Origin of the sequence: Psychrobacter sp. JCM 18903 (genome assembly GCF_000586475.1) — a bacterium.
Classification (GTDB): Bacteria; Pseudomonadota; Gammaproteobacteria; order Pseudomonadales; family Moraxellaceae; genus Psychrobacter.
The window spans coordinates 13,312-35,915 of sequence record NZ_BAWJ01000023.1; the positions used below are offsets into that span (position 1 = coordinate 13,312).

A 22,604-nucleotide genomic window follows, 5' to 3' on the forward strand; every position below is an offset into this window, starting at 1 on the left:
CACTCAAACAGTTATGATAGAAACAACTCAAATATAACCCTCAACGAATAAAGGCGAAGGTATGAACGCTGAATTTTGGCACAGCCGCTGGCAAGAGAAACGCATTGGCTTTAATCAGTCTGCGGTGAATCCATTATTAATGAGGTGCTTTGAGCAGTTAAACGTGCCAGCTGGTAGCCGTGTCTTTGTTCCTCTTTGCGGTAAATCGATTGATATGGCTTGGCTGGCAGCGCAAGGCTACGACGTTGTAGGCGTTGAATTGGTGGAAACAGCGGTACAAGCATTTTTTGCTGAGCAGAATATCTCCCCTACTGTGCACCAGCATACAGACAATCCAGCCATTAAATACTATCAAGGTCAGTTGTCAGGACAAACCATTACCTTATGGGTTGCTGATATTTTTGCACTGTTATCTGAGGATATCGGATCTGTAAAGGCGGTGTATGATAAAGCCGCATTGATTGCGCTGCCAGAAAATATGCGTACGAAGTATAGCGAGCATATATGTAAAATAAGTGGTCATGCACCACAATTTATCATCACTCTCACTTATGACCAAAGCAAAAAAGCGGGACCGCCGTTCTCTATCAGTAGCGAGAAAATACAGCAATATTATGGCGATAACTATCATATCAGCGAACTGACGAGTGAACCTACTTCTATAGGATCGGCACCTGAGCTAACAGTCTCGGAGCATGTTTGGCTATTGAAATAAGTGGTTAATAAATGAAATGAGTCGTTAATAAGCCCGTTTGCGTAGCGATTAATCAGTACTAAATTATGATGGAGAAATTGAATGAAAATATTCGTTGGGCTGATAAGTTTAATCTCTATTTTGCTAGTCACGCTCGCAGGTCCGCTGTACAAGTTTGGCTTAGTCGATTTAGCGACTGCGTTTGCAGGGTTTAAGTTTGGTGTATTTGCTGGTATCGCAGCATTGGTACTATTAGGCATACAGCTTTTATTTAAACGAGACACGGCTAGCCTTGGTAGCGTATTAACATCAGCAGCGCTTGCTATCATTGCCATTGCTATTCCACTAAGCATGATGAATACCGCCAAAAACGTACCGCCCATTCACGATATTTCAACCGACCTAGTGAATCCACCTGAATTTGTGGCCATTGCCCCACTGCGCGCTGATGCACCAAACCCAGTTGAGTATGCAGGTGTAGAGACTGCAACGCAGCAGCGCGCCGCCTACCCTGAATTACAAACATTACGCTATAGCCAGTCAAAATCTGAGTTGGTTGAGGCAACCAAACAAGCCATCGATAATTTAGGTTGGGAGCTTGTCAATATCGATGCTGACAAAGGCGTCATTGAAGCGACCGATACGACTGCTTGGTTCGGTTTTAAAGATGATGTTGTCGTGCGTATCACGGATAACAGTAGTGAACGTCTAGTAGATATTCGTAGCAAGTCACGGGTTGGTGGGAGCGATTTGGGCAAAAATGCGGCGCGGATTCATAAGTTGATTGAAGAGTTGGATAGGGTTTTGGGGGAGTGATTATTTTTGAAACCTCGAAACCTCCTATAACTTATTTAGTCAGTTTTTTGACAATATATTGAAGCTCACTTCTTTGCCCTTCATCAGGTAGACATGTTAAAAGTATTTCAAGAGCGTATTCATTTGCTATTTCTATGGGAGGCTTATACGGTAAGTCATAACCAAAAACCTCACTCATCATAGTGAATAAATCTTTGCGGTGTCTACAGGCTTTACGACTATTTAGATTCAACATTTGAATAGCTTCACTACCACGTTTACTATCAGACTCTAACTCTCCTGCAAGATTTAGTTTTATCTCTTCTTCACATTCATCCATAAGCGGTGTTAAAAGCAGTTCTTGGCTGCCTTTTGCGTTGTCACACTGCTTAGCAGTTCTACAACTTAATAATAAATTATCATAGTCAAAGCACTTATGTGGATATTCGTTACGGCTTTTTAAATGTTCAATAGTCGTGTTTCCATTGCCAAGACTTTTACAGCAGTAACAGCAAACTCCACGCTGTTCATCATACAACTGCTGACGCAAAGGCGCTTTAATAGTTTCTGGAATTTCGCCCCAATTCTTAGTTTGATACTTTTTAAAACTCTTTGCTGTCTCAAAAGGCATTGATCCTAACTTATCAATCTTTTGCATGATTCGACTCATCTTTATTAGATTTCGCCAATTTCGCTTGAGCCAATAATAGACGACACTTTAATAGTTCTAGATGGTCAGATGGCAGTTTTTCAGCTAGCTCTGTTATACGAGTATCTGCTGTCACATAATCATGCTTACTGACAGCGCGGCGAATAACTGTAAACTGCTCTTCGACTTTACTGTCTCGGATATCCACATCAAATATTTTGGTAAGCACTGTATTGGCATCTTCACCATAGACATTAGGCATTTCTGTTAATTCACCATCATCCAATGAATACAACAAAATATCATTACGATCACTGATAACATGTGGCGAATGTGTGGTTAAGATAAACTGAACGTTTGGGAAAGTAGCGACCAACTTATCAATCAAATCATGTTGCCACTTTGGATGAAGATGCAAATCCACCTCATCAATCATCACTACGCCTTCACCTTCTAATGGATTCGCTAGGCTTGGATTAAGGATTGCTAGACGGCGAGCTATATCACCTACTAAAGCTAGAAGTGATTTCTCTCCTTGGGATAACTGATTAACATCTAACTTTTCGCCATCCTTTTCCACTATCATGGTAGCAGTACCTTTACGACGGATATAAAAATCAGTGAACCCAGTAAAATACTTCAGTGCGCTTTTCACAAAGAATAAAGGTAAGTCTCTAGAAATGTCCTCGCTATGCTTTTGTAGCTTTTGCACTTCATGTATTTCTTTTTCTATCTTATATTTAGATTCCTCTAACATCTCTAGACCAATATTTACTTTGTCTTCTTTAGAAGACTTAAGCTGACTTAAAATTTTCTTAACTTCATTCAAAACTTTTTCATTTTCACTATTTAATCCTTCCAAAATACTTTCAGTTGATACTTTCCTTTCATTTTCAATATCTTCTGAATTTCTAAACCAATCTAGGAAATTCGAGAAAACTATAGAGTTTGAGTTTAAACAGTTTTTATAAGCATCCAACTGATCATATTGGTATGAAAAGATATCCTTCTGAATTTCAACTGATATTGTCCTATTGACTGAATAGAAAGTTATAAGAGGTAAAGAATACTTATCTTCTTTAGTTAGGTTTGAGCGAAAACTTCTGACAGTTTTACTTAACAATTTCATATAATTACTCAAAGATTTAAGACGTCCATCTTTAACAGAAGTAATACTCCAGTCTGCATCTTCTTCTAATCCATAAGGCATTGGATTGTTCTCGTTAAAATCAACCCTTATACTAGCTTTGACCTCGTTCTTACCATTATTTATATAAGTTTTATCAATATTAAAACCATCTTCATCACTAGCAAGTTTTGCTACAAACCAACTCAAATTTGTCGCCAGTGCTTGCAAAACTTGTGACTTACCAGCCCCATTATTACCCACAATAACAGTGACATTACCCATCTTTTCAGAAGTTGGCGCAAAGTCTATTGTTAAGTCTTCAAAGCGACCATAATTTTGTAGGTGTAAGCGTTTGACTTTCATTGTTTACCTTATTTTTATAGGTAGTAAATATTTAGGTATTTTATCAATTTCTTTGAAAATTCTTACCAGTCAGTATAGCAACTTAAAACACAGCTGAGGAATGCTATTGTTTTGGGGAAAAATCCTCAACTTGCCTAAACCCTCTCTCAACCTCACGCCATCGTCAATTTATAGTAACAGCTTACTTCGATACCTTTTCTTTACCCATGAGATTGGTTACTCTAAGTCCATACTGCACCAATCCGCTTTGCTTTCTCTTTTAATAACTATTTCAACGTTTATAGGATATTTTCATGCGTTTGACTCCAGTTTCTACTTTATCGTTACTCAGCCTTGCTGTTGGGCTGAGTTTTGCTAGCACTGCTCAAGCAGCCAAACCACCAGCACCAAACTTATCTAATGCCGAGTTTCAACAATGCTTAGACGGTTTAAAAAACTCTAGTAAATTTCGCGGCGTTGATAGCTTTACTTTTAATAACTATCGCCCTAGCCAGCCTGATCCTAGCGTGATTCAGTCATTGAATTATCAGCCAGAATTTCAAAAAGACGTTTGGGACTATTTATCTTCACTGGTCGATAAAGAGCGTGTAGAAGATGGCATCCGCGCCAAGCGTCAATGGGCAGATACGCTACGTCAAATTGAATCACGCTATGGCGTCAAAGCCGAGCACGTACTAGGTGTATGGGGCGTTGAGTCAAACTTTGGGCAGACATTGGGCAAAAAACCTTTGTTTGAGTCTCTAGCGACGCTGTCTTGTTTTGATCGCCGTCAGAGCTACTTCCAAGGTGAATACGCTAATGCACTAAAAATCGTCCAAAACGGTGATATCGCGCCAAGTGATATGACCGGCTCATGGGCAGGCGCTTTTGGGCAAACGCAATTTATGCCAAGCACCTTTTTAGAGTTGGCAGTTGATTTCGATGGTGATGGTCGCCGCGACTTGGTCAATAGTGTGCCTGACGCGCTAGCCTCTACCGCCAACTTCTTAGATAAGCGCGGCTATCGCACGGGCGAGCCTTGGGGTTACGAAGTCAAGCTACCCAGTGGATTTTGGGCAGCGTCTGACCGTAAAAACAAGAAGTCTATTAGCCACTGGCGCAATCAAGGTATCACGCTCGCCAATGGTAGCCCATTGCCAAACGATTTGAGTAGTGCTGGTCTATTATTACCCGCTGGCAAAGATGGTCCTGCTTTCTTAGTCGGTAAAAACTTCGATACGTTTTATTCTTATAATGCGTCAGAAAATTACGCATTGGCAATCGCCCATTTATCAGACTTAATCACCAAAGAGGACAGCAGCAAAACTGACTTTGTCACGGCATGGCCTACCGATGACCCTGGTATCAGTCGCCAGCAAGCCAAAGATATCCAGCAGGCGTTATTGAACGCGGGTTACGATATTGGTGGTGTTGACGGCATTATTGGCGACAATACCCGTATCGCGATTCAGCAATACCAATCTAGTCGTGGTATCTTGCCAGCGGATGGCCGCGCAGGACAGAAATTCTACCGCGCAATCATTGGAGATGCTGGAAACACAGCCCCGAAAAGTACGCAATACGGCAATCAATACGGACAGCCGTCGAATAGCCAGCCTTTAAACCCTGCCTCTGCTGATCGCATGGGACAGTTGATTCAGCAGCAAACGAGTACTCCTAATACTTACTCGACGCAGCCTTCTGTACAATCACCTACCTCTGGTAACACACGCTATCGCCGTGTCACTGGTAGCGACGGTGTGGTGAAACTCGTTCGTGTTGACGAAGGTTCTTAGTATTCCGCGGATGTATCTTAGATTAAGCAAATAAAAAAGCCACGTTAATAATAACGTGGCTTTTTTCATAGGATCTATTCTTTAGTTTTTAGTCAATTTTTAACTTAAACGATCGGTGGTGGGTTCGGTTTACCATTGTCACCATCCCAGTTCTCACGTGCTTTTTCATCTAGATCAGCAGGCGTTTTTGGCTCCCACTTGCCGTTTTCTTTCCAAGTAGCATCGCCCCAATCAGCATCTTCTTCTTTTCTGTCCAAGTCTTTATAAGCTTGGCTAGGGTCGATACCGCGACGTTTCATGTCCGCTACTTGCTCTTCTAGGGTATGAAACTGCTCGGCAGCATGCATAGATTCTTCTAAGCCATCAAGCTCTTTTTTTAATGCATCGTTTTTAGCGTTACTCATCAGGTGCTCTCCTTAGTCAGTATTATTATACGATTTATATACATTCGACTTATATGTATACAATATATACGTCAGTAATTTTAATATAAATAATGTATTTATTATCAATCTCTGATTAGTCTCAATATTACCAGTCTTAAATGGATTCACAACCGTTGACGCGTATGCTTTGTATTACAAAACGTAGTCACAGCCACACGTGTGCTCTTTACAGCAGATAGGCTATGACTATTTTGGAATGAGGGAGGCAGGAATATTATTAGTGCAGAGTGCGAATCATTGGGAGTTATGATGGACTTCGTTCAATAAATTTTTTGCGTGAAAGGTCAACTTCCAAAGTTCTTGCGAGACGCGAGTGCCATAGGTTGTGAGCTGGATCCAGTTTGCACCCACTAGCTGACGTTGTAGCTGGTTCAAATCATCTTGAGAAATTTGGCAGCGCGAGACGGCATGGACATTCGGCATCTCTTTTTTGATGTCTTGCTCAGCTTTTGACGCTATCAAGCGATTCACAGCATTTTGCAAGCCATAGCTCGAAAAGGTCGCTGGTATTTTCATCAAGGCGATCAATATCTCTTGCCATGTCAAGGTCATGGGTCTGGTAACATCGGTTAGGTTGCCACCTGCATAAGCTTGAGCGCTATACTGAATATCAAAAGCTTCTAGCAATAGAATGGGCTTACTCACATCATCAGAGACGAATTCATCAGCAGGTGGGCTATTTTCCTTTAGCGTTTTGTCAGTAGACAATAGATCTGCAAACCGTTCCGCCACGGTTTGCTTGCTAAATTTAATCATTTCCTCATTAGCTCTCAGCCATCCACCAACGACCTGATGATTGGTCACTGCGTTATAGTAAGCTTGTACAAGTAATGGCTCAATATCCGTTTCTGTATCATAATAATATATCGTATTGTCCTGCCGAGTTACCGACTTAATAAATTCTTGCAGTTGACGACTGATAATCGCATCTGGATGATGATTTTTGATTAAGATGATTAACGGTTTGAGCTTGGCTTTGGCATTCAAATAGCTCAAATGCATTTGCTAACGCCATTCCTTTGCACGGTGCCATAACTGTCTCCAATGAGCATCAGTGCATAATCGCAGGAGTCAATACATTGTCGACCATATAGCGATGCTTTTGGCAATTGGCTCGACACATCATAGGTCAAGAAAGCCCGCGACTGAAAAAATATCGCCAAGCTGTCCAAGACCAACAATTGATCATTGTCAGCGCATATGATGTGAATATGATAGCGACGGTTTGGCACAATCACCTCTAAGCTTAGGTCATGACATAGAATAATATGATATAAAATAGAGCACAAATATCTTGTGTTGCACAGCCTAGCATAATCTTATAAAAATAAGCTCAATTTATTTTTAATATATCAATATTATGGTTATGGGTTTGATATAAACACCTTTAGCTGCGCCTATTCAGAACAGTATTGCAAGATGGCGTCTTTGCCAAGCAAACGCGCTATTAAAGTACCCAGTTTATCATCGAACTTAGTCGCATAAAAAATCAATGGCGGTCGAATGACAACTTTTGTTTTGTCAGTTGTTTCTAAACAATGATCATCTGGGGTATTGTCAACCAATGCAGACAGCTGGTTTGCAGCCAATAGCTGCTTAACTCGCTCAGCAATGGCTTGTCCAGAATCAACGACCTGCATCGCCAATTGCTGCTGAGCAATCTCATCTAACAAAAACGTTTTGAAAAATGGATAGTGCGTACAGCCTAGTACCAATTGATCAACGCCATCATGAGCAAATAATGTGAGCTGCTGGCGTAATCTTAAAGCAGTATCATCCTGCTCTGGCATTCCCGCCTCTACCCAAGGTACCAATTGCGGATCAAAATATTTGGTCACTACCGTATTGTTGGGTTTAGCAAAGTGATCGATGACCTCATTAAGCAATGTGCCATTCAAGGTAGCTTTAGTCGCTAAAACGACCACGCGACCAGTTTTGCTCGCCGATATGGCGGGCTTTAGCGCCGGGACTAATCCGACGATAGGCAGCTGCGGATAACGCCGTCTGGCTGTTTCCAAAGCATAAGCTGAGGCGCTATTACAAGCAATAACAATGAGCTTGCAGCCCTGCTCATACAACCAATCAACGGCTGTTAAAGTCAACGCTTCAATATCAGCGCTATCACGATTACCATAAGGCACATTTAAGGTGTCTGCATAATAGACATAACGCTCGGCAGGCAACTGCTGTGCCAAATGTAGATAAACAGACAGTCCACCGACACCAGAGTCAAACAATCCGATTGGCGCATTGCGCTTTTTATTATTTATAACTGTGCCGAGATTCATTTTATGGATGTCAGCTTTAGCATTAGTTGCATTCTCGACATGCTCAACATGTTTACCATCAAGCTATCTGAGCGCATTTTCACCCTATTTAAGCTATTACTTGCAGCAATATCCATCACTACTCTACTGCCATTTTTATATACATATTGTCATCTTTATGCTGTTTGCTGTTTGCTGTTTGGCATACTACAGTAATTATCTGGTGATTTATCGCTATAGTCGGTTCAATATAATTTGGATACAAGGAGGGCAAGCGAAAGTACTACAAATAGTAGACTAAGCGAGCCTGACACCGTATCTGATTTATATAGGATTGACTATATCTAAGCCGTAAATCATTTGACAGATACTTAGCTTTGAGACCTTGCATTACTGTCTGGCATCGACAGCTCATAGGATTTTCCGCCACTTTGTAACGTCAGTATCGTCTCACCATTTTGCTCTGTCAATTCGCCAATTTCGCTCAAGTGATAAAAAGTATTACGCCCAATAAGTGCGTCCAAACCATTTCTAACGGGCATATAAGGACGTACCTGCATATCAATTGCTGTCTGCTGACTGTTTTCAGTATTTATCGCAGCTGTCTGCTGATCAATCGTATCATTGTCTGTAGGATTATACGCCTTTAATGTGATGGTGTGCTCATCATCTAAACGCACCACATCGCCAGTCGTCGTGGTAAATTCTAGCCAACGGTTATTGCCTTCGTTGACGATACCGACGTCATTGATTAATAAAGGGGCATCTTCAACTTGGATACGGATTTTCTGTACTGGCGTCTTTAAAAAATATTCAATGATGCCATTATTGTCTTCTTTCCATAAAATAGTCGCAAATAAGCTCACCAATGACTCTCTGGTCATTTGCCCGCCTTCATGCCACCACTCGCCATTTGCTTTTATGACCAGATCCATATCGGCCACATCTTTTGGGTGCCATTTATCCAATGGTGGGATGGCACGTCCTACACGTTTGCCTACGGTAGACTTTAGATACTGACTGAGAGAATCTATATTATTTAGCTCAGATAGCACGTCTTTTGGCGGTTTAGCTGCCGTTTCATCGTTTTGAATTATGTCTTCATTATTGTTATTCATCGTATAATCCTTTACTTAGTATTCAAAGTTTGGCAAATCTATTATTACTATAAATTTTAGTTTCGGGTATGATGAAAACATATCATCTTAGCACCCTCATTAGTTCAATCTTACCTTAACATCGATACTCATAAATGCGTATCGTGTTTGTAGGACTTTTCTTTTATAATGAGTAACGATTTTTTATTGAAATGGTCAAGTGGGTGTTGTGTTAATGACACATTTTACGTGATGTGTTGATATCCTTAAATACATGGATCTCGACAGTAACATGGTCAATTGATGTCGCAAAGACAGTTTTTATCGGGCAGCCATATGTCTGAGTAATGTTAGCGCCGCAAGTCTATTATTCAATTGTTAAGCTAATGATGCCCTGAGATAAGCCACTAAAAGTTTAGGAGTAGGTATGCAAGAGCAAGACAATCAAAAGCCAGTCATTGATAATGACACTGTGAATACTGACCCATCAGTAGCGACAGAGACGGCAAATCTAGATAAAGCAGAGCCAGCCGTTGTGACCCAAGAAGCGCCAGCTGAAACAGTCGCTATCGACAAAGCGCCAGAGCCAGTAGTAGAAGCTGTCGCGGCAGAGCCTGAGATTGAACGTGAGTCCATGGAATTTGACGTTATCATCGTTGGTGGTGGACCTGCTGGGCTATCTGCTGCTATCCGCCTGCGTCAGCTCGCTATCGCTGCTGGTAATGATGAGTTTATGGTTTGTGTGGTCGAAAAAGGTTCTGAGTTTGGTGCGCATACCTTATCAGGTGCTGTCATCGAACCGCGCGCTTTGAACGAGCTGATACCAAACTGGAAAGAAAAAGGCGCGCCGCTTAATGTGCCAGCGACCGAAGATCGCTTTTATTATTTAAACTCAGCCACGCGCTCTACTAAAGTACCTGACTCGTTGATTCCAGGACCGATGCACAACAATGGCAACTATATTGTCTCCTTGGGCAATGTGGTGCGCTGGTTGGCGGTACAAGCTGAAGAGCTTGAAGTCATGATGTTCCCAGGCTTCCCTGCAGATGATATCTTATATAACGATGACGGTTCTGTACGCGGTGTCTTAACGGGCGATATGGGTGTGGCTTCCAATGGCGAAGCCAAGCCTAGCTTTGAGCCAGGTTATGAGTTACTTGCTAAGTACACTATTTTTGCCGAAGAGCCGTGGTCATTTAGGTAAGCGCTTAATTAGCCGTTTTGATCTTGATAAAGACTCAGATCCTCAGCATTATGGTATTGGTCTAAAAGAGCTGTGGGACGTAGCACCTGAGAAACACGAGCAAGGCGTGGTCATGCACGGTCTTGGCTGGCCATTGACCGAAACAGGCTCTACTGGTGGCTGGTGGTTATATTTCGACGAAAACAACCAAGTAAGTTTTGGTCTTGTCGCTGACCTGTCTTACCACAACCCATATATGTCGCCATTCGATGAGATGCAGCGCCTAAAGACCCATCCTGTGATCAAAAACGTATTGGAAGGCGGCAAGCGCATCTCTTATGGCGCACGTGCTTTAACCAAAGGTGGCTTAAACTCTCTACCGAAATTCACTTTCCCAGGTGGTGTATTGGTCGGTGATGATGCTGGATTCTTGAACCCCGCTAAAATCAAAGGCACACACACATCGATGAAGTCAGGCATGCTAGCCGCCGAAGCCATCTTTGAGGCACTACAAGCCGATCGTCAGCATGATGAAGTGGTTGCTTATACCACCATGTATAAAGAGTCATGGTTGTATCAAGACAACTATGAGTCACGCAACTTCTCGCCTGCAATACATCGCATGGGTCTGTTTATGGGCGGTGCTTTTACCTTTATCGAGCACAACTTATTAAAAGGTAAAATGCCGATTACCTTACATGACAGCCTGCCAGATTATGATCAGTTAGAGCGTGCCAATCATGCTTTTCAGCCAACCTACCTCAAGCCTGATGGCAAACTGGTATTTGACAAGCTGTCATCGGTATTTATCTCTAATACTAATCATGCAGAAGACCAGCCGGTACATTTGAAACTGACTGATCCAACGGTACCTGTTTCAATTAACTTACCGTTATATGCTGAGCCTGCCCGTTTATACTGCCCAGCTGGGTATATGAAGTGGTAAAAGATGCCGAAGGAGCTAAGTTTGTGATCAATGCGCAAAACTGTGTGCATTGTAAAACTTGTGATATCAAAGATCCTTCACAGAATATCACTTGGGTAACGCCAGAAGGTGGCGGTGGCCCTAACTATCCTAATATGTAAATATAACAATGTTAGAACTAATCACTAATACTAAAAACCGCCCTTATGAATTCATAAGGGCGGTTTTTTTAACTTCGACACATGAGACAAGTTTATCTTTAATCAGGTGAGATTAATCCGTCCATGCATCACGATTGGCTTCGTTTTTAAGCTTCACAAAGTCATCAGGATTAAACTTGATTTGATCGCCAGTTTTACCTTCTTTAATCTGACGCTCGTAATCACGCAATATGCGTAGCGCTACGGGTGACAAGATTAAAATAGCCACTAAGTTAACGAGTGCCATTAGACCCATTGATAAGTCAGCGAAGTTCCATATGGCAGGAAGACTGGCAATAGCACCCACAAATACCATACCAAGTACCATAAAGCGGAATATCATGATCATGACTTTGGCATTTTTTTCACCAGAGATAAATTCAAGATTAGATTCACCATAACTATAATTGGCAATGATAGAGGTGAAAGAGAAGAAGAAAATAGCGATCGCAACGAAGATAACACCCATATCACCCACATACTGCGACAGTGCCAACTGAGTCAGCTGAATACCTTCTTGCTCAACACTAGGATCGACCACGCCGGACAAAATAATAATCGACGCCGTTGCCGTACAAATGACAAGCGTATCCATAAACACACCCAGCATTTGCATAAATCCTTGCACCGCTGGATGATCGGGGTGACTTTTCGCTGTTGCCGCCGCATTAGGCGCTGAACCCATACCCGCCTCATTTGAAAACAGACCACGCTTGATACCGTTAATCATTGCCTGAGCAATACCATAACCAATCACCCCGCCTGCTGCTTGCTCAAAACCAAATGCCGATTTAACAATTAACACAATCGCCGCTGGGAATTGACTAAAATTCGTCACGATAATGAACAAGGCCAATAAGATATAGAGAATCGCCATAACGGGTACGATTTTACCTGCAATACGAGCAACCGAGCGCAAACCACCGAATACCACTGGCGCCACTAATACAACCAATACCAAGCCTGTCATCCACGTTGGAACACCGAATGCTTCGTTGGTCGCTTGTGCGATGGTATTTGACTGCACGCCATTAAAGGCTAAACCGAACGCTACTAATAAGCATAATGAGAAAAATATCGCTAGCCAGCGCTGACCGAGACCTTTTTCGATGTAATAAGCCGGTCCACCGCGGTAAACATTGTCATTGTGCGGCACTTTATAGGCTTGTGCTAATGTTGATTCGATAAAACTGGTCGACATACCGACGATCGCAGTCATCCACATCCAAAACACTGCACCCGGACCGCCAAGGTAAATCGCGATTGCGACCCCTGCCAAGTTACCTGTACCGACCCGCGCTGCCAATGAGGTCATCAGCGCCTCAAATGAGCTGATGCCGCCATCTTTACGCCCTTGATTGGACACGCGCAATAGCTGCCACATATGCCCAAAGTGGCGAAACTGAATAAAACGTGTGGCAATGGTAAAATAAAGACCCGCACCAATCAGTACGAACATCAGTAATCCATACCAAGGGTTACTCGCAATCAACCAATCATTGTTGCCCCAAATGATGCTGACACCATAATTGACGATGCTATTAAACCAACCTGCTATCCCTTCACCCATACTGCTATCCTCTCACTTACATTTTATACTGCTAGTATATTTTATGGATTGATGTGATTAATGATATTTAAAAATGCTTACTAATCCCTCTGCCTACTCATGAAACAGTAAATATCTGATCAATATACTGGCAAAGTAAATCACTAACATCCTGTCGCTACATTTTAACTGACTAGAGATTATTTAACTATTTCAAACCTCTATTATAAAATTAAATAACTACGAACTTTTGTAAGGTATTTAGATAAAAATCAAAAAAATATTTTTTATATGAAATACTAAAGAAAACTTTTGAGACTAGGTCAACAAATAGATTTTAAAACGTATTCATATAAACACCATTCCAAAAAAATAGTCACTGCCATAATATTTATTGAGTAAAGTATTGGTATATTTATAGAATGAATGACTTTTATTGCTAATAATGCTCTAATACCTCTATAAAACTAAATCCTTAATATAAATAGGGTTTTAGCACAACACCTGAGCAACGGCCTTTTTTTTAGCTGCTCTCTCTAACATAAGTTGACCATGGTTTCCATAAAGCAAACATTTAGTTACATAAAGTAAATAAAATTTATTTATTGTTAATTAAGTCAATATTGTATATATTCCCAATAAGTTCATAAATATTTCTTGCAATACTTATTGGCATGAATAATAAGTTGAAATATTAAGACAATATCATCAGGGATGATGAGCATAATAAGACAGAGGACTGTCAATCAATAACGACCCTCCTCCATAAATCCTCATCTCTATATACTATAAATCCAGTCATTCTATAGCCCATAATTCTTGTTAGATGTTTAGGTTATAGTCGACCCACAGCCATATTTTACAATGTAATTTTTAGCAAAATCGAACCACAGAAAAGTATTTTTTGCAGTGCTTTGATTGATAGAAATCTGCTTTTTTTTCGATAATATTGGGTTACTTACTACTGGTTGGTCATTCTGCTTTATCAGCCTATAAACTAATTTTAGGATCCGTTTATAGACAACGTATCGAACTGTCTTCCATCATGTGATACATGCTAAAGCAAAATAACTTGTCAGGCTCAAATCAGTAATCTTGTTTTTATGTTAGGCAAAAGGAGTTGTCCTATGGAAAACCACAACGATCCATCCGGTTATTGGCGTGCCAATGTCCGTCTCATCTTAGGTAGCCTATTTATTTGGGCGCTATGCTCATACGGGTTCGGGATTTTGTTACGTCCTCTCTTAGCAGGTATTAAAATCGGTGGTACCGACTTGGGCTTTTGGTTTGCTCAGCAAGGATCCATTGGGGTATTTATCGTTTTAATTTTCTTCTACGCTTGGCGTATGAATAAGTTAGATAAACAATACGGCGTAGACGAGGAATAGCCCCATGAGTCAATTTACGATTAATATTATTTTTGTAGGTCTATCTTTCGCTCTATACTTCGGTATTGCAATTTGGGCACGTGCTGGCACAACGAGTGAATTCTACGTAGCAGGCGGCGGTGTTCACCCTGTCGTCAACGGTATGGCAACGGCTGCTGACTGGATGAGTGCTGCGTCATTTATTTCGATGGCAGGTATTCTTGCCGCTGGCGGTTATGGCGCATCAACTTATTTGATGGGTTGGACAGGTGGTTATGTACTACTGGCAATGCTCCTAGCACCTTATTTACGTAAATTTGGTAAGTTTACGGTACCTGACTTCATCGGTGACCGTTTTTATTCAAAAACGGCAGCAATGATTGCCGTAATTTGTTTGATTATCGCGTCAACGACTTATGTTATTGGTCAGATGACGGGTGCTGGTGTCGCTTTCTCACGCTTCTTGGAAGTTGAAAACACTACTGGTCTACTGATTGCTGCGGTTGTTGTCTTCTTCTACGCTGTACTTGGTGGTATGAAAGGGATTACTTATACGCAGGTAGCGCAGTATGTGGTTCTAATGATTGCATATACCATTCCTGCTGTTTTCATCTCACTTGAGTTAACAGGCAATCCAATTCCAGGTTTGGGCTTGTTTTCAAACCATGTGGAAGCAGGCGTTCCTATCTTAACCAAGCTAGATCAGGTGGTTACTGATTTGGGTTTCACGGCTTATACCGCTGACGTTCCTAACAAGCTAAACATGGTGCTATTTACCTTATCGCTCATGATTGGTACAGCAGGTCTACCACACGTTATCATCCGCTTCTTCACCGTACCTAAAGTCGCTGATGCGCGTTGGACAGCTGGTTGGACGTTGGTATTTATCTCGCTATTATACTTCACTGCTCCTGCCGTAGGTGCAATGGCACGTTTAAACCTGATTGATACGATTTATCCACAAGGGGTAGCAGAAGCACCTATAAACTATGATCAACGTCCAGATTGGATGAAGACATGGGAAGATACCGGTCTTATTAAATATAATGATCTTAATAATGATGGTCGTATCCAAATGTACAACGACAGTGGCTTGGTGCCGCTGAGCTTGCCTTGACTGCTGCACAAGTGGATGGTGGCGATGTAGCCGCTGCCACTGCAGCTGTAGAGACTGCACGTGTCGCACAGGATCTAGAACTTGATGGACGCTTTACCGCAGCAGGCTGGAAGGGTAATGAGCTGGATGTCAATGCCGATATCTTAGTATTAGCTAACCCAGAAATTGCGAATCTTCCACCATGGGTTATTGGTCTTATCGCCGCAGGTGGTTTGGCAGCAGCGCTCTCAACAGCAGCAGGCCTACTACTGGCTATTTCGTCAGCGATCAGTCATGACTTGATTAAACGAAACCTTAATCCAAATATTACTGATAAAGGCGAATTGAGAGTTGCGCGTATTACGATGGGTGTTGCGATTGTAGTTGCTACTTGGTTAGGAATAAATCCACCAGGGTTTGCCGCACAGGTAGTCGCATTAGCATTCGGTATCGCTGGTGCATCGCTCTTCCCTGCACTGATGATGGGTATTTTCTCTAAACGGATCAATAATGTTGGTGCCATCGCTGGTATGCTAACAGGTCTGATTAGTATCCTTGTTTATATCTTTGTCTTTAAAGGTTGGTTCTTCATTAGCGGTACAGCGAACTTCCCTGATACGGCAGAGTATTGGTTGTTTGGTATCTCACCACTATCATTTGGTGCGATTGGGGCATTGCTTAACTTTATCGTAGCGTTTGCTGTCTCTTATGCTACTGCTCCGCCACCATTACACATTCAAGAGTTGGTTGAAAGTGTCCGCTCTCCACGTGGCGCGGGCGGTGCAGTCGACCACTAAGTGTATAAATGAGAATATATCTTCAGTTACTATATATCACTCACAGGCAGTAGCTGCTTGTGAGTGATTTTTTTATCTTTTATTTATTATAAAAAATGTTAGATTTTTGCTTTATTGAATATACTTTATTAACTATGCTTAGGACGTGTCCTCAATTAAATCGATTACCCTGTAAATGGGCTAAAAATGGCTAAATTTTGCCAAACATCGTCAATAGCTTATCAATATCTCGATATTATTTGCGCTACTTTCCTTGTCTGACGGCAATTTATCTCATTTTTATGAGCATTTTTAAAATGAGAACACGCCCTAGTTAAAAGCGCTCAATTAAAAGTGCTTAACGCATTAAGGAAGATTTTATGCTTTTTGAGTTTATCGCTACCATTGCTGCCGCATTTGGCATGGCTGGTCTGGCACTCATTATAACTCACCTCAGTAAACTGGCTGGCAAACGCGCACCAAAGTGGCTTATTCCTTTGTTTGCTGCGATTGGTATGTTTGCCTTTCAAATACACCAAGAGTATAACTGGTATGGTCAGCAAGTGAGCAAGTTACCAGCAAGCGCGCAAGTCGTCAAAGTAGCAAAAAGCACCGAGTGGTTTCGCCCATGGTCTTATATCAAACCGCAAATATTACGTTTTATCGCTGCCGATACCGCCAACGCTAGCGTGCAGGTAGACAATCCAGATGTATATTTGGTTAATTTATATCTGTTTGAAAGACGCAGAAGCGTGCAGAAAGTACCACAAGTTATAGACTGTCGTATTCCTGCGCGTGCCGATTATGTCATACCCGAAAAAGACAGTAAGCTAACGATTGATGAACATGTCAAGCAAACAACAGCATGGCGAGAGTTGGCAACAGATGACCCGTTGTTCATTAGTATTTGTACTGGTAAAAGCTAACCTCCTCATAAATATGCAAATACAACCCTGCTAAAATAGCTGATTATTAAGGGATTTAAGACGGCTTATATTATAGTCATGTATTCAATTGCGCTGAGAAGCTGCGGTATAAGTATGCTTAGAATTAGCGCCTAACAGCAATCCAGCGCATAGACCACCGAAGTGCGCCGCAAACGAGATACCTTGTTGCGGCATCAATCCTTGCTTGATGGTCAACCAATAGCCAGTACCCATGACAATACAGGCAATCAAATAACCCCAACGCCGCGCAAATACAGCACCGCCTATCATATAGCCGAGCATCGCGAAGCATAATCCTGATGCGCCAACATGAATTGACAATGGCGAGCCAATGATCCAAGTGACCAATCCAGACGCGATAATGAGCTTAATCACTGTTCGATAAGCATTCTTCTCAAACAATCCAAACAAAAATAAAATTTGTAACAACGTCAAAGTGTTACCAAGCAAATGTGAAAAATTGCCATGCATCGTCCATGACGCAAATACCCCAATCATACTGCCCACATCTAAGGCACGAGGCACAATCCCAAAGATATTCCACATGCCGAATAATGCCACTTCATTTAAAAAAAACATGCCCCACATCGGTATTAATACAAAAGCATATAAGCCTATAACCTGCTTTATTCGTATCATAATCAAGCTAAGCAGTTGCTGCCAATTCATATAATGCCCTATTCTTTTAATTCATGTTTTAATCTATGTTTTTAGCGATATTTTAATGACTCAGCGTAGCAGTGGAGCGTGTTACAGGTGTAAAATCTAACAATGCAGCCTCTTTGTCAGTCATCAAATAACTGTCACTATGTAATAACGACGTCGAGTGATAAGGCACTAAAGCGGTGGGTACGAAGCGACGAGCGGCATCGATATGTTTGATAGAATCATCAAAAAAGATATGAGGTGCAAATGTTCTAAGCACAGCTGTTTTTTCTAAACCTCCTAAGAAAAACGCCATATCAACATTGACGCCCCACTCTCGCAATGTCTTAATCGCACGCAGATCAGCGGGTGCGTTGCGAGCTGTCACCAATGCAATCTTTATTGGAGAATACTTGAGACCAGCGGGTAGACGTTCCTGTAAATTTGATAGTTTAATCAAAAGTTCAGCATAGGGGCCTTTTTCAATGGGTAAATCACGCATCTGTATTTCGCGATCGTGAAAAGCACGCAGTCCTTTTTGCTTGTACAGCAGTTCACCTGAATCATCAAACAGCACCGCATCACCATCAAAAGCAATACGTAGCTGATCAGTATCTAACTCATAGGTATTGACAGGGGTTGCATCGAGTATCGCACAAGCGCAGATATTGGCATCAGCCACTTGCTGGGCATCTTCGCGATTGGTCGTCAAAAATAGATCGACGTTGAAGTCTTTAATATAAGGAGCAACAGAACTGCCTGAAATAAATGCCGAGCGTGAGATAGTCAGCTCATGTTCAAGAATGGCATTGAGGACTTGAATGCCCGTATCTGGACTACTCTTTGAAACAATGACCACTTCCACCAAAGGTGTCTCAACCTCTAAATCTTGCATGCCATCATTGCAATAATTATTCAGATTTAATAGAGCTTTAATTAATGGATAACCAGCACCAATACTGAGAGCATCGTTTTCACGCTTGGTCATATAGTCTCGAAACTCTTTTATGGCGCTTACAGGTCTCTGCTCTAGCAGCTCTAGTAAATAATTTTCTGATTCTGTTAAATCAAAAAGTGCCGTTGCAGAAATCGCGACGATGAGCGTATTACTAAAATCGACTGCATGATTTTCTCTACTTATAAAGTTATCTATTCGGAAATGCCAACCAGTTTACTACATTCACAAGCCCTTAGAATGATAAGAAAAGTTATCCACGTATAATGTCATTTAGTATAAAAACTACTTTTAGGTAATCAAAATGACCGCTCAAAAAATGTCTCATAATGTGACTTTATGTGGAATAATTTAACCATAGAATTATTACGCTAACTTTTTCTTTTATCATAAAAAAGCCATATTGTTATGGAAACAATATGGCTCTATTAATGAACAATGTAGATGAGCAACGAAGCTATGATTTTCTAAGCTTACTTTTATCAATAGGGCTTACGTTAGCAGCACTAAAGATATCGCTGGAAAGGCGACCAAAATAACCAGTCGAATCAGATCAGAGACAATGAACGGTGCGACCCCGCGAAACATATCAGACAGCTTAATATGGGGTGCCATCGCTTTAATGACAAAGATATTCATCCCCATCGGCGGCGTAATCAGTCCAAGCTCTACTGTCAATACAGCGATGATACCAAACCATACGGGATCAAACCCTAACGCCACAATGATTGGATATACCACTGGAATGGTAATGACCAGCATCGCCAAAGCATCCATGAACAACCCTAAGAGGAAGTACATGATTAAGATACAGATCAGTACAATCATCGGGCTGACTGCTAATGTACCAATCCAAGTCGCTAGCGTATAAGACAAGCGTGAGACGGAGATAAAGTAACCCAAGGCTTCTGCACCCAGCAGCATAAAGAACACCACCGCTGATAATGCAAGCGTTTCAATCAAAGATTGCTTTAGACCTTTTATACGCATGCCTTTGGCAAAAGCATAAGCCCAAGAAACAAAAGCACCGACTGCCGCTCCTTCTGTCGGAGTAAATAACCCAAAGAAAATACCAGCGATAATCACAATAAAAATAAAGCTAAATGGTATGAGTCCCGTCAATGACAGCAGCTTGGCTTTCCAAGAAGTAGGCTCACCGCGACGCGCTAAATGCGGCTTCCAGCGTACCATAATCATAACAGTGATTGAATACATCACCATGCCCAAAATCCCAGGCAAGAAACCAGCGATGAACATGTCACCGACTGACTGCTGGGTTAAGATGGCATAGACCAGTAGCGCAATGCTAGGCGGAATCATAATACCTAACGTGCCACCCGCTGCTAAAATACCACAGGCAAAACCTGGTTGATAACCATATTTCTCCATTTGTGGCAGCGCAACTTTGGTCATAGTGGATGCTGTGGCTAAGGATGAGCCTGAAATAGAAGCAAAAATACCAGACGATCCTATACCAGCAATACCCAAACTGCCCCTCACTCCCCCAAAAATAGTTCGGGTAGCTTCAAACAACTTCCCTGCCATACCTGAATGAGTGGCAAAAACGCCCATTAAAATAAATAAGGGAATCGCACTAAAGTCATATTTGGCTAGCACATCTACCGGAATATCTTTGAGCATTTGCAGTGCGCCACTGGGCGCCGTCACTGCGCCAAAACCAACCAATCCAACACCTAACATGGCAAGCGCCACTGGAACTCGTAGGACAACAAGCAGTATCATGACGATTAAGCCGATAGCTCCAATAATTTCTGGACTCATGCGCCTGTCTCCTCGGCGTCAAAGAACTCGCCCGTTTTAAAGATATTGATGGATTCGATTAATGAGCGAATGGCGAGTAAGAGACTTAAAAATGCACTAAATGCATAGATGGGAATCATTGACAATCGAAGATCTTGAGTGACTTTGCCGTATTCTATGGCATCAACAGCACTCTCATAAAGCCCCCAAGCAAAAACGATACCAATGATAAAAAAGCCCATCATAAAGACGCCCATCATATAGCCTTTGACGGCTTGCGGCATTTTTGGGTAAAGACATCAACGATGATTTGTGAGCGTTCGACGAAAGCGCCAAAGGCAGCAAGTAAAGCAAAGAGCATGAAATAAGAGACGATCTCTACACTGCCTTTAACGGTAAAGCCAAACTCGCCACCAGTCAGCTTGAAAATATAACGAGCAGTCACATCGAGCATCGTTGTGAGGACAATAATAATAAGGCTGATACCACCAATAAACTGGCATAATCTAGAGATTAGAATACTGATTTTTACTAAAAATGCCATGTGACACCTCCAATGGGTTATACCACTTTACAAGCGGCACTGGCAGCTTTTGCTTTCTCATAGACACTATCAGCATCTAAACCCAAAGCATTGACATCACTTAGATATTTTTTAGTACCTTTTTCAAGTGGTCCTTTCCAATCAGGATCATTCAATGGATCAGGAATTTCAACGATCTCATCGCCTTTAGCTTTAGCAGCTTGAATGGCCATTTGATCATGCTTATCAAACACTTCACCAACTTTATTAGCCAATGCCATTCCTGAGTTTTTATCCAACACTTGCTTTAAATCATCAGGTAAGTTGTTATATTTATCCTTATTCATAGTAACCATCAGCGCCGAACTATAAAAAGGAATATTGGTATGATATTTGGTGATTTCGTCAATTTTGAACGCTGTTACGGCCTCCCATGGAAAACTCAACCCATCGACGACGCCGCGCTGTAGCGAGGTATACATATCATTAGCAGGCAATCCTACTGGTGACGCCCCAGCACTTTCGATAATGTCACCCGCGACCGCAGAAGGGCGGCGGATGCGCATGCCTTTCATGTCTTCAGGAGTCCGAATCAACTTATCCGTAGTATGCAGTGAGCCAGGCCCAGCGCCATACATAAATAGTAGATGTGAGTCTTCATACTCACTAGCAAGCGTGCCATCCTCATAAAGAGTCTGAAGCATACAACCCATTTGAGTCGCTGAGTTTGATAAACCAGGAAGTTCAGTGATTTGAGTTAAAGGAAAACGTCCACTGGTATAACCATGTGCTTGTGAGCCGATATCTATCGTACCTTTAGCAGCAGATTCGTACGTAACATCTGCTTTGGCAAGACCCGCGGAAGGATACAACTCTACTTTTAAGCGACCATTAGAATCTGTCTCTATTTGCTTGGCCCAAGGTTCAAAAACCTCTGTGCTAATAGAAGAGGTTGCTGGCCAAAAGTGGGAGAAGCGTAAAACGGTCGTTTCTTGAGAGTTTGCTGATGAGCCATCAGTCGTGTTAGCAGATTGGTTAGAGCAGCCTAAAAGACTAACAGCCGCTAAGGCACCAATTGAAAAAAGAGGAGCTAGCTTCATTATCAATTCCTTTTGATAATTGTGAAAATAGGAGTAATACATCACTGGTAAATAATCCAATCTATACCAGATGTAATAATTTACAAGTTTTAAATATATCTTTTACATACCTGTAATAAAAATATAGTTTAAAATTAGCAGCTATAATGATATAAGTCAAATCATTTTGATGGCAGGACTAGAAAATATATTCATAAAATTGCATAGCAATTAAACAAAAAAATCGTCAATTCAAATAGAAAATACACTTATAGAGTGTGAATTATAAAAGTAAGTTAGATTAAGTATAATTTTACACTTAATCTCCCAAATCCCACACAAAGAAAATCCCCCGCCTAGATAACTAGTCGGGGGATATTTCA

Annotated in this window: 18 protein-coding genes and 2 pseudogenes; 7 read left to right on the top strand and 13 right to left on the bottom strand. The window is 41.6% G+C overall.

The window, feature by feature from the left end:
* Nucleotides 1-61: 61 nt before the first annotated feature.
* A complete protein-coding gene (gene tmpT / locus TT12_RS13090) occupies nucleotides 62-715 on the top strand; it encodes a thiopurine S-methyltransferase (RefSeq protein WP_045455567.1) in 654 nt (217 codons plus the stop codon).
* An 81-nt stretch (nucleotides 716-796) separates the two neighbouring features.
* On the top strand, nucleotides 797-1,510 hold the full coding sequence (locus TT12_RS13095) for a DUF1499 domain-containing protein (RefSeq protein WP_045455572.1): 714 nt from the start codon (nucleotides 797-799) through the stop codon (nucleotides 1,508-1,510).
* A gap of 31 nt (nucleotides 1,511-1,541) precedes the next feature.
* Here TT12_RS13095 and TT12_RS15715 read toward each other — a convergent pair whose 3' ends face one another.
* Both TT12_RS15715 and TT12_RS13105 read right to left on the bottom strand, forming a co-directional pair.
* On the bottom strand, nucleotides 1,542-2,147 hold the full coding sequence (locus tag TT12_RS15715; protein ID WP_201605132.1) for a retron system putative HNH endonuclease: 606 nt from the start codon (nucleotides 2,145-2,147) through the stop codon (nucleotides 1,542-1,544).
* Nucleotides 2,134-3,630, bottom strand: a complete 1,497-nt coding sequence (locus TT12_RS13105; protein WP_045455575.1) for an AAA family ATPase — start codon at nucleotides 3,628-3,630, stop codon at nucleotides 2,134-2,136. The genes TT12_RS15715 and TT12_RS13105 overlap by 14 nt, the downstream gene beginning before the upstream one ends.
* A 293-nt stretch (nucleotides 3,631-3,923) precedes the next feature.
* On the opposite strand from TT12_RS13105, the gene TT12_RS13110 reads away from it, so the two are divergent.
* Nucleotides 3,924-5,405: a lytic murein transglycosylase gene (locus tag TT12_RS13110; protein ID WP_045455578.1), complete on the top strand. Its 1,482-nt coding sequence runs from the start codon at nucleotides 3,924-3,926 to the stop codon at nucleotides 5,403-5,405.
* Between the two features lie 104 nt (nucleotides 5,406-5,509).
* Here TT12_RS13110 and TT12_RS13115 read toward each other — a convergent pair whose 3' ends face one another.
* From TT12_RS13115 to TT12_RS13130, 4 genes are all read right to left on the bottom strand, one after another.
* Complete coding sequence (locus tag TT12_RS13115) at nucleotides 5,510-5,809, bottom strand: hypothetical protein (protein WP_045455583.1); 300 nt, start codon at nucleotides 5,807-5,809, stop codon at nucleotides 5,510-5,512.
* Between the two features lie 276 nt (nucleotides 5,810-6,085).
* Nucleotides 6,086-6,853, bottom strand: a complete 768-nt coding sequence (locus tag TT12_RS13120) for a DUF4062 domain-containing protein (protein WP_243443711.1) — start codon at nucleotides 6,851-6,853, stop codon at nucleotides 6,086-6,088.
* A 395-nt stretch (nucleotides 6,854-7,248) separates the two neighbouring features.
* Complete coding sequence (murI, locus tag TT12_RS13125) at nucleotides 7,249-8,139, bottom strand: glutamate racemase (RefSeq protein WP_207804078.1); 891 nt, start codon at nucleotides 8,137-8,139, stop codon at nucleotides 7,249-7,251.
* A gap of 350 nt (nucleotides 8,140-8,489) precedes the next feature.
* Nucleotides 8,490-9,236 (bottom strand): DUF1285 domain-containing protein, encoded by a 747-nt coding sequence (locus TT12_RS13130; RefSeq protein ID WP_201605129.1) that lies wholly within the window; start codon nucleotides 9,234-9,236, stop codon nucleotides 8,490-8,492.
* A gap of 613 nt (nucleotides 9,237-9,849) precedes the next feature.
* Between TT12_RS13130 and TT12_RS13135 the strand changes: the two are divergent.
* Nucleotides 9,850-11,484, top strand: a pseudogene (locus tag TT12_RS13135) (electron transfer flavoprotein-ubiquinone oxidoreductase).
* A gap of 112 nt (nucleotides 11,485-11,596) precedes the next feature.
* On the opposite strand, the gene TT12_RS13140 reads toward TT12_RS13135, so the two are convergent.
* A complete protein-coding gene (locus TT12_RS13140; RefSeq protein ID WP_045455587.1) occupies nucleotides 11,597-13,093 on the bottom strand; it encodes an alanine/glycine:cation symporter family protein in 1,497 nt (498 codons plus the stop codon).
* Between the two features lie 1,106 nt (nucleotides 13,094-14,199).
* Here TT12_RS13140 and TT12_RS13145 point away from each other — a divergent pair.
* The 3 genes and pseudogenes from TT12_RS13145 to TT12_RS13160 all read left to right on the top strand — a co-directional run bounded on the left by TT12_RS13145 (nucleotide 14,200) and on the right by TT12_RS13160 (nucleotide 17,237).
* Entirely contained in the window at nucleotides 14,200-14,460 is a 261-nt protein-coding gene (locus tag TT12_RS13145; RefSeq protein ID WP_045448034.1) for a DUF4212 domain-containing protein, read from the top strand.
* A 4-nt stretch (nucleotides 14,461-14,464) separates the two neighbouring features.
* Nucleotides 14,465-16,332: pseudogene (locus tag TT12_RS15720) on the top strand (sodium:solute symporter family protein).
* Between the two features lie 359 nt (nucleotides 16,333-16,691).
* A complete protein-coding gene (locus tag TT12_RS13160; protein WP_045455594.1) occupies nucleotides 16,692-17,237 on the top strand; it encodes a hypothetical protein in 546 nt (181 codons plus the stop codon).
* Between the two features lie 84 nt (nucleotides 17,238-17,321).
* Here TT12_RS13160 and TT12_RS13165 read toward each other — a convergent pair whose 3' ends face one another.
* The 6 genes from TT12_RS13165 to TT12_RS13185 all read right to left on the bottom strand — a co-directional run bounded on the left by TT12_RS13165 (nucleotide 17,322) and on the right by TT12_RS13185 (nucleotide 22,242).
* On the bottom strand, nucleotides 17,322-17,927 hold the full coding sequence (locus tag TT12_RS13165; protein ID WP_045455598.1) for a rhomboid family intramembrane serine protease: 606 nt from the start codon (nucleotides 17,925-17,927) through the stop codon (nucleotides 17,322-17,324).
* A gap of 52 nt (nucleotides 17,928-17,979) precedes the next feature.
* Nucleotides 17,980-19,044, bottom strand: coding sequence for a 5'-nucleotidase (locus TT12_RS13170; RefSeq protein ID WP_045455601.1), 1,065 nt, complete (start codon nucleotides 19,042-19,044; stop codon nucleotides 17,980-17,982).
* A gap of 306 nt (nucleotides 19,045-19,350) precedes the next feature.
* Complete coding sequence (locus TT12_RS13175; protein ID WP_045448043.1) at nucleotides 19,351-20,640, bottom strand: TRAP transporter large permease; 1,290 nt, start codon at nucleotides 20,638-20,640, stop codon at nucleotides 19,351-19,353.
* Entirely contained in the window at nucleotides 20,637-20,864 is a 228-nt protein-coding gene (locus TT12_RS17850; RefSeq protein WP_243443713.1) for a hypothetical protein, read from the bottom strand. The genes TT12_RS13175 and TT12_RS17850 overlap by 4 nt, the downstream gene beginning before the upstream one ends.
* Before the next feature lie 11 nt (nucleotides 20,865-20,875).
* The gene (locus TT12_RS17855; RefSeq protein WP_243443714.1) at nucleotides 20,876-21,163 is read right to left on the bottom strand and encodes a hypothetical protein; all 288 of its coding nucleotides are present in this window, start codon (nucleotides 21,161-21,163) and stop codon (nucleotides 20,876-20,878) included.
* A 17-nt stretch (nucleotides 21,164-21,180) separates the two neighbouring features.
* The gene (locus TT12_RS13185) at nucleotides 21,181-22,242 is read right to left on the bottom strand and encodes a TRAP transporter substrate-binding protein (protein WP_045455604.1); all 1,062 of its coding nucleotides are present in this window, start codon (nucleotides 22,240-22,242) and stop codon (nucleotides 21,181-21,183) included.
* Nucleotides 22,243-22,604: the final 362 nt, after the last annotated feature.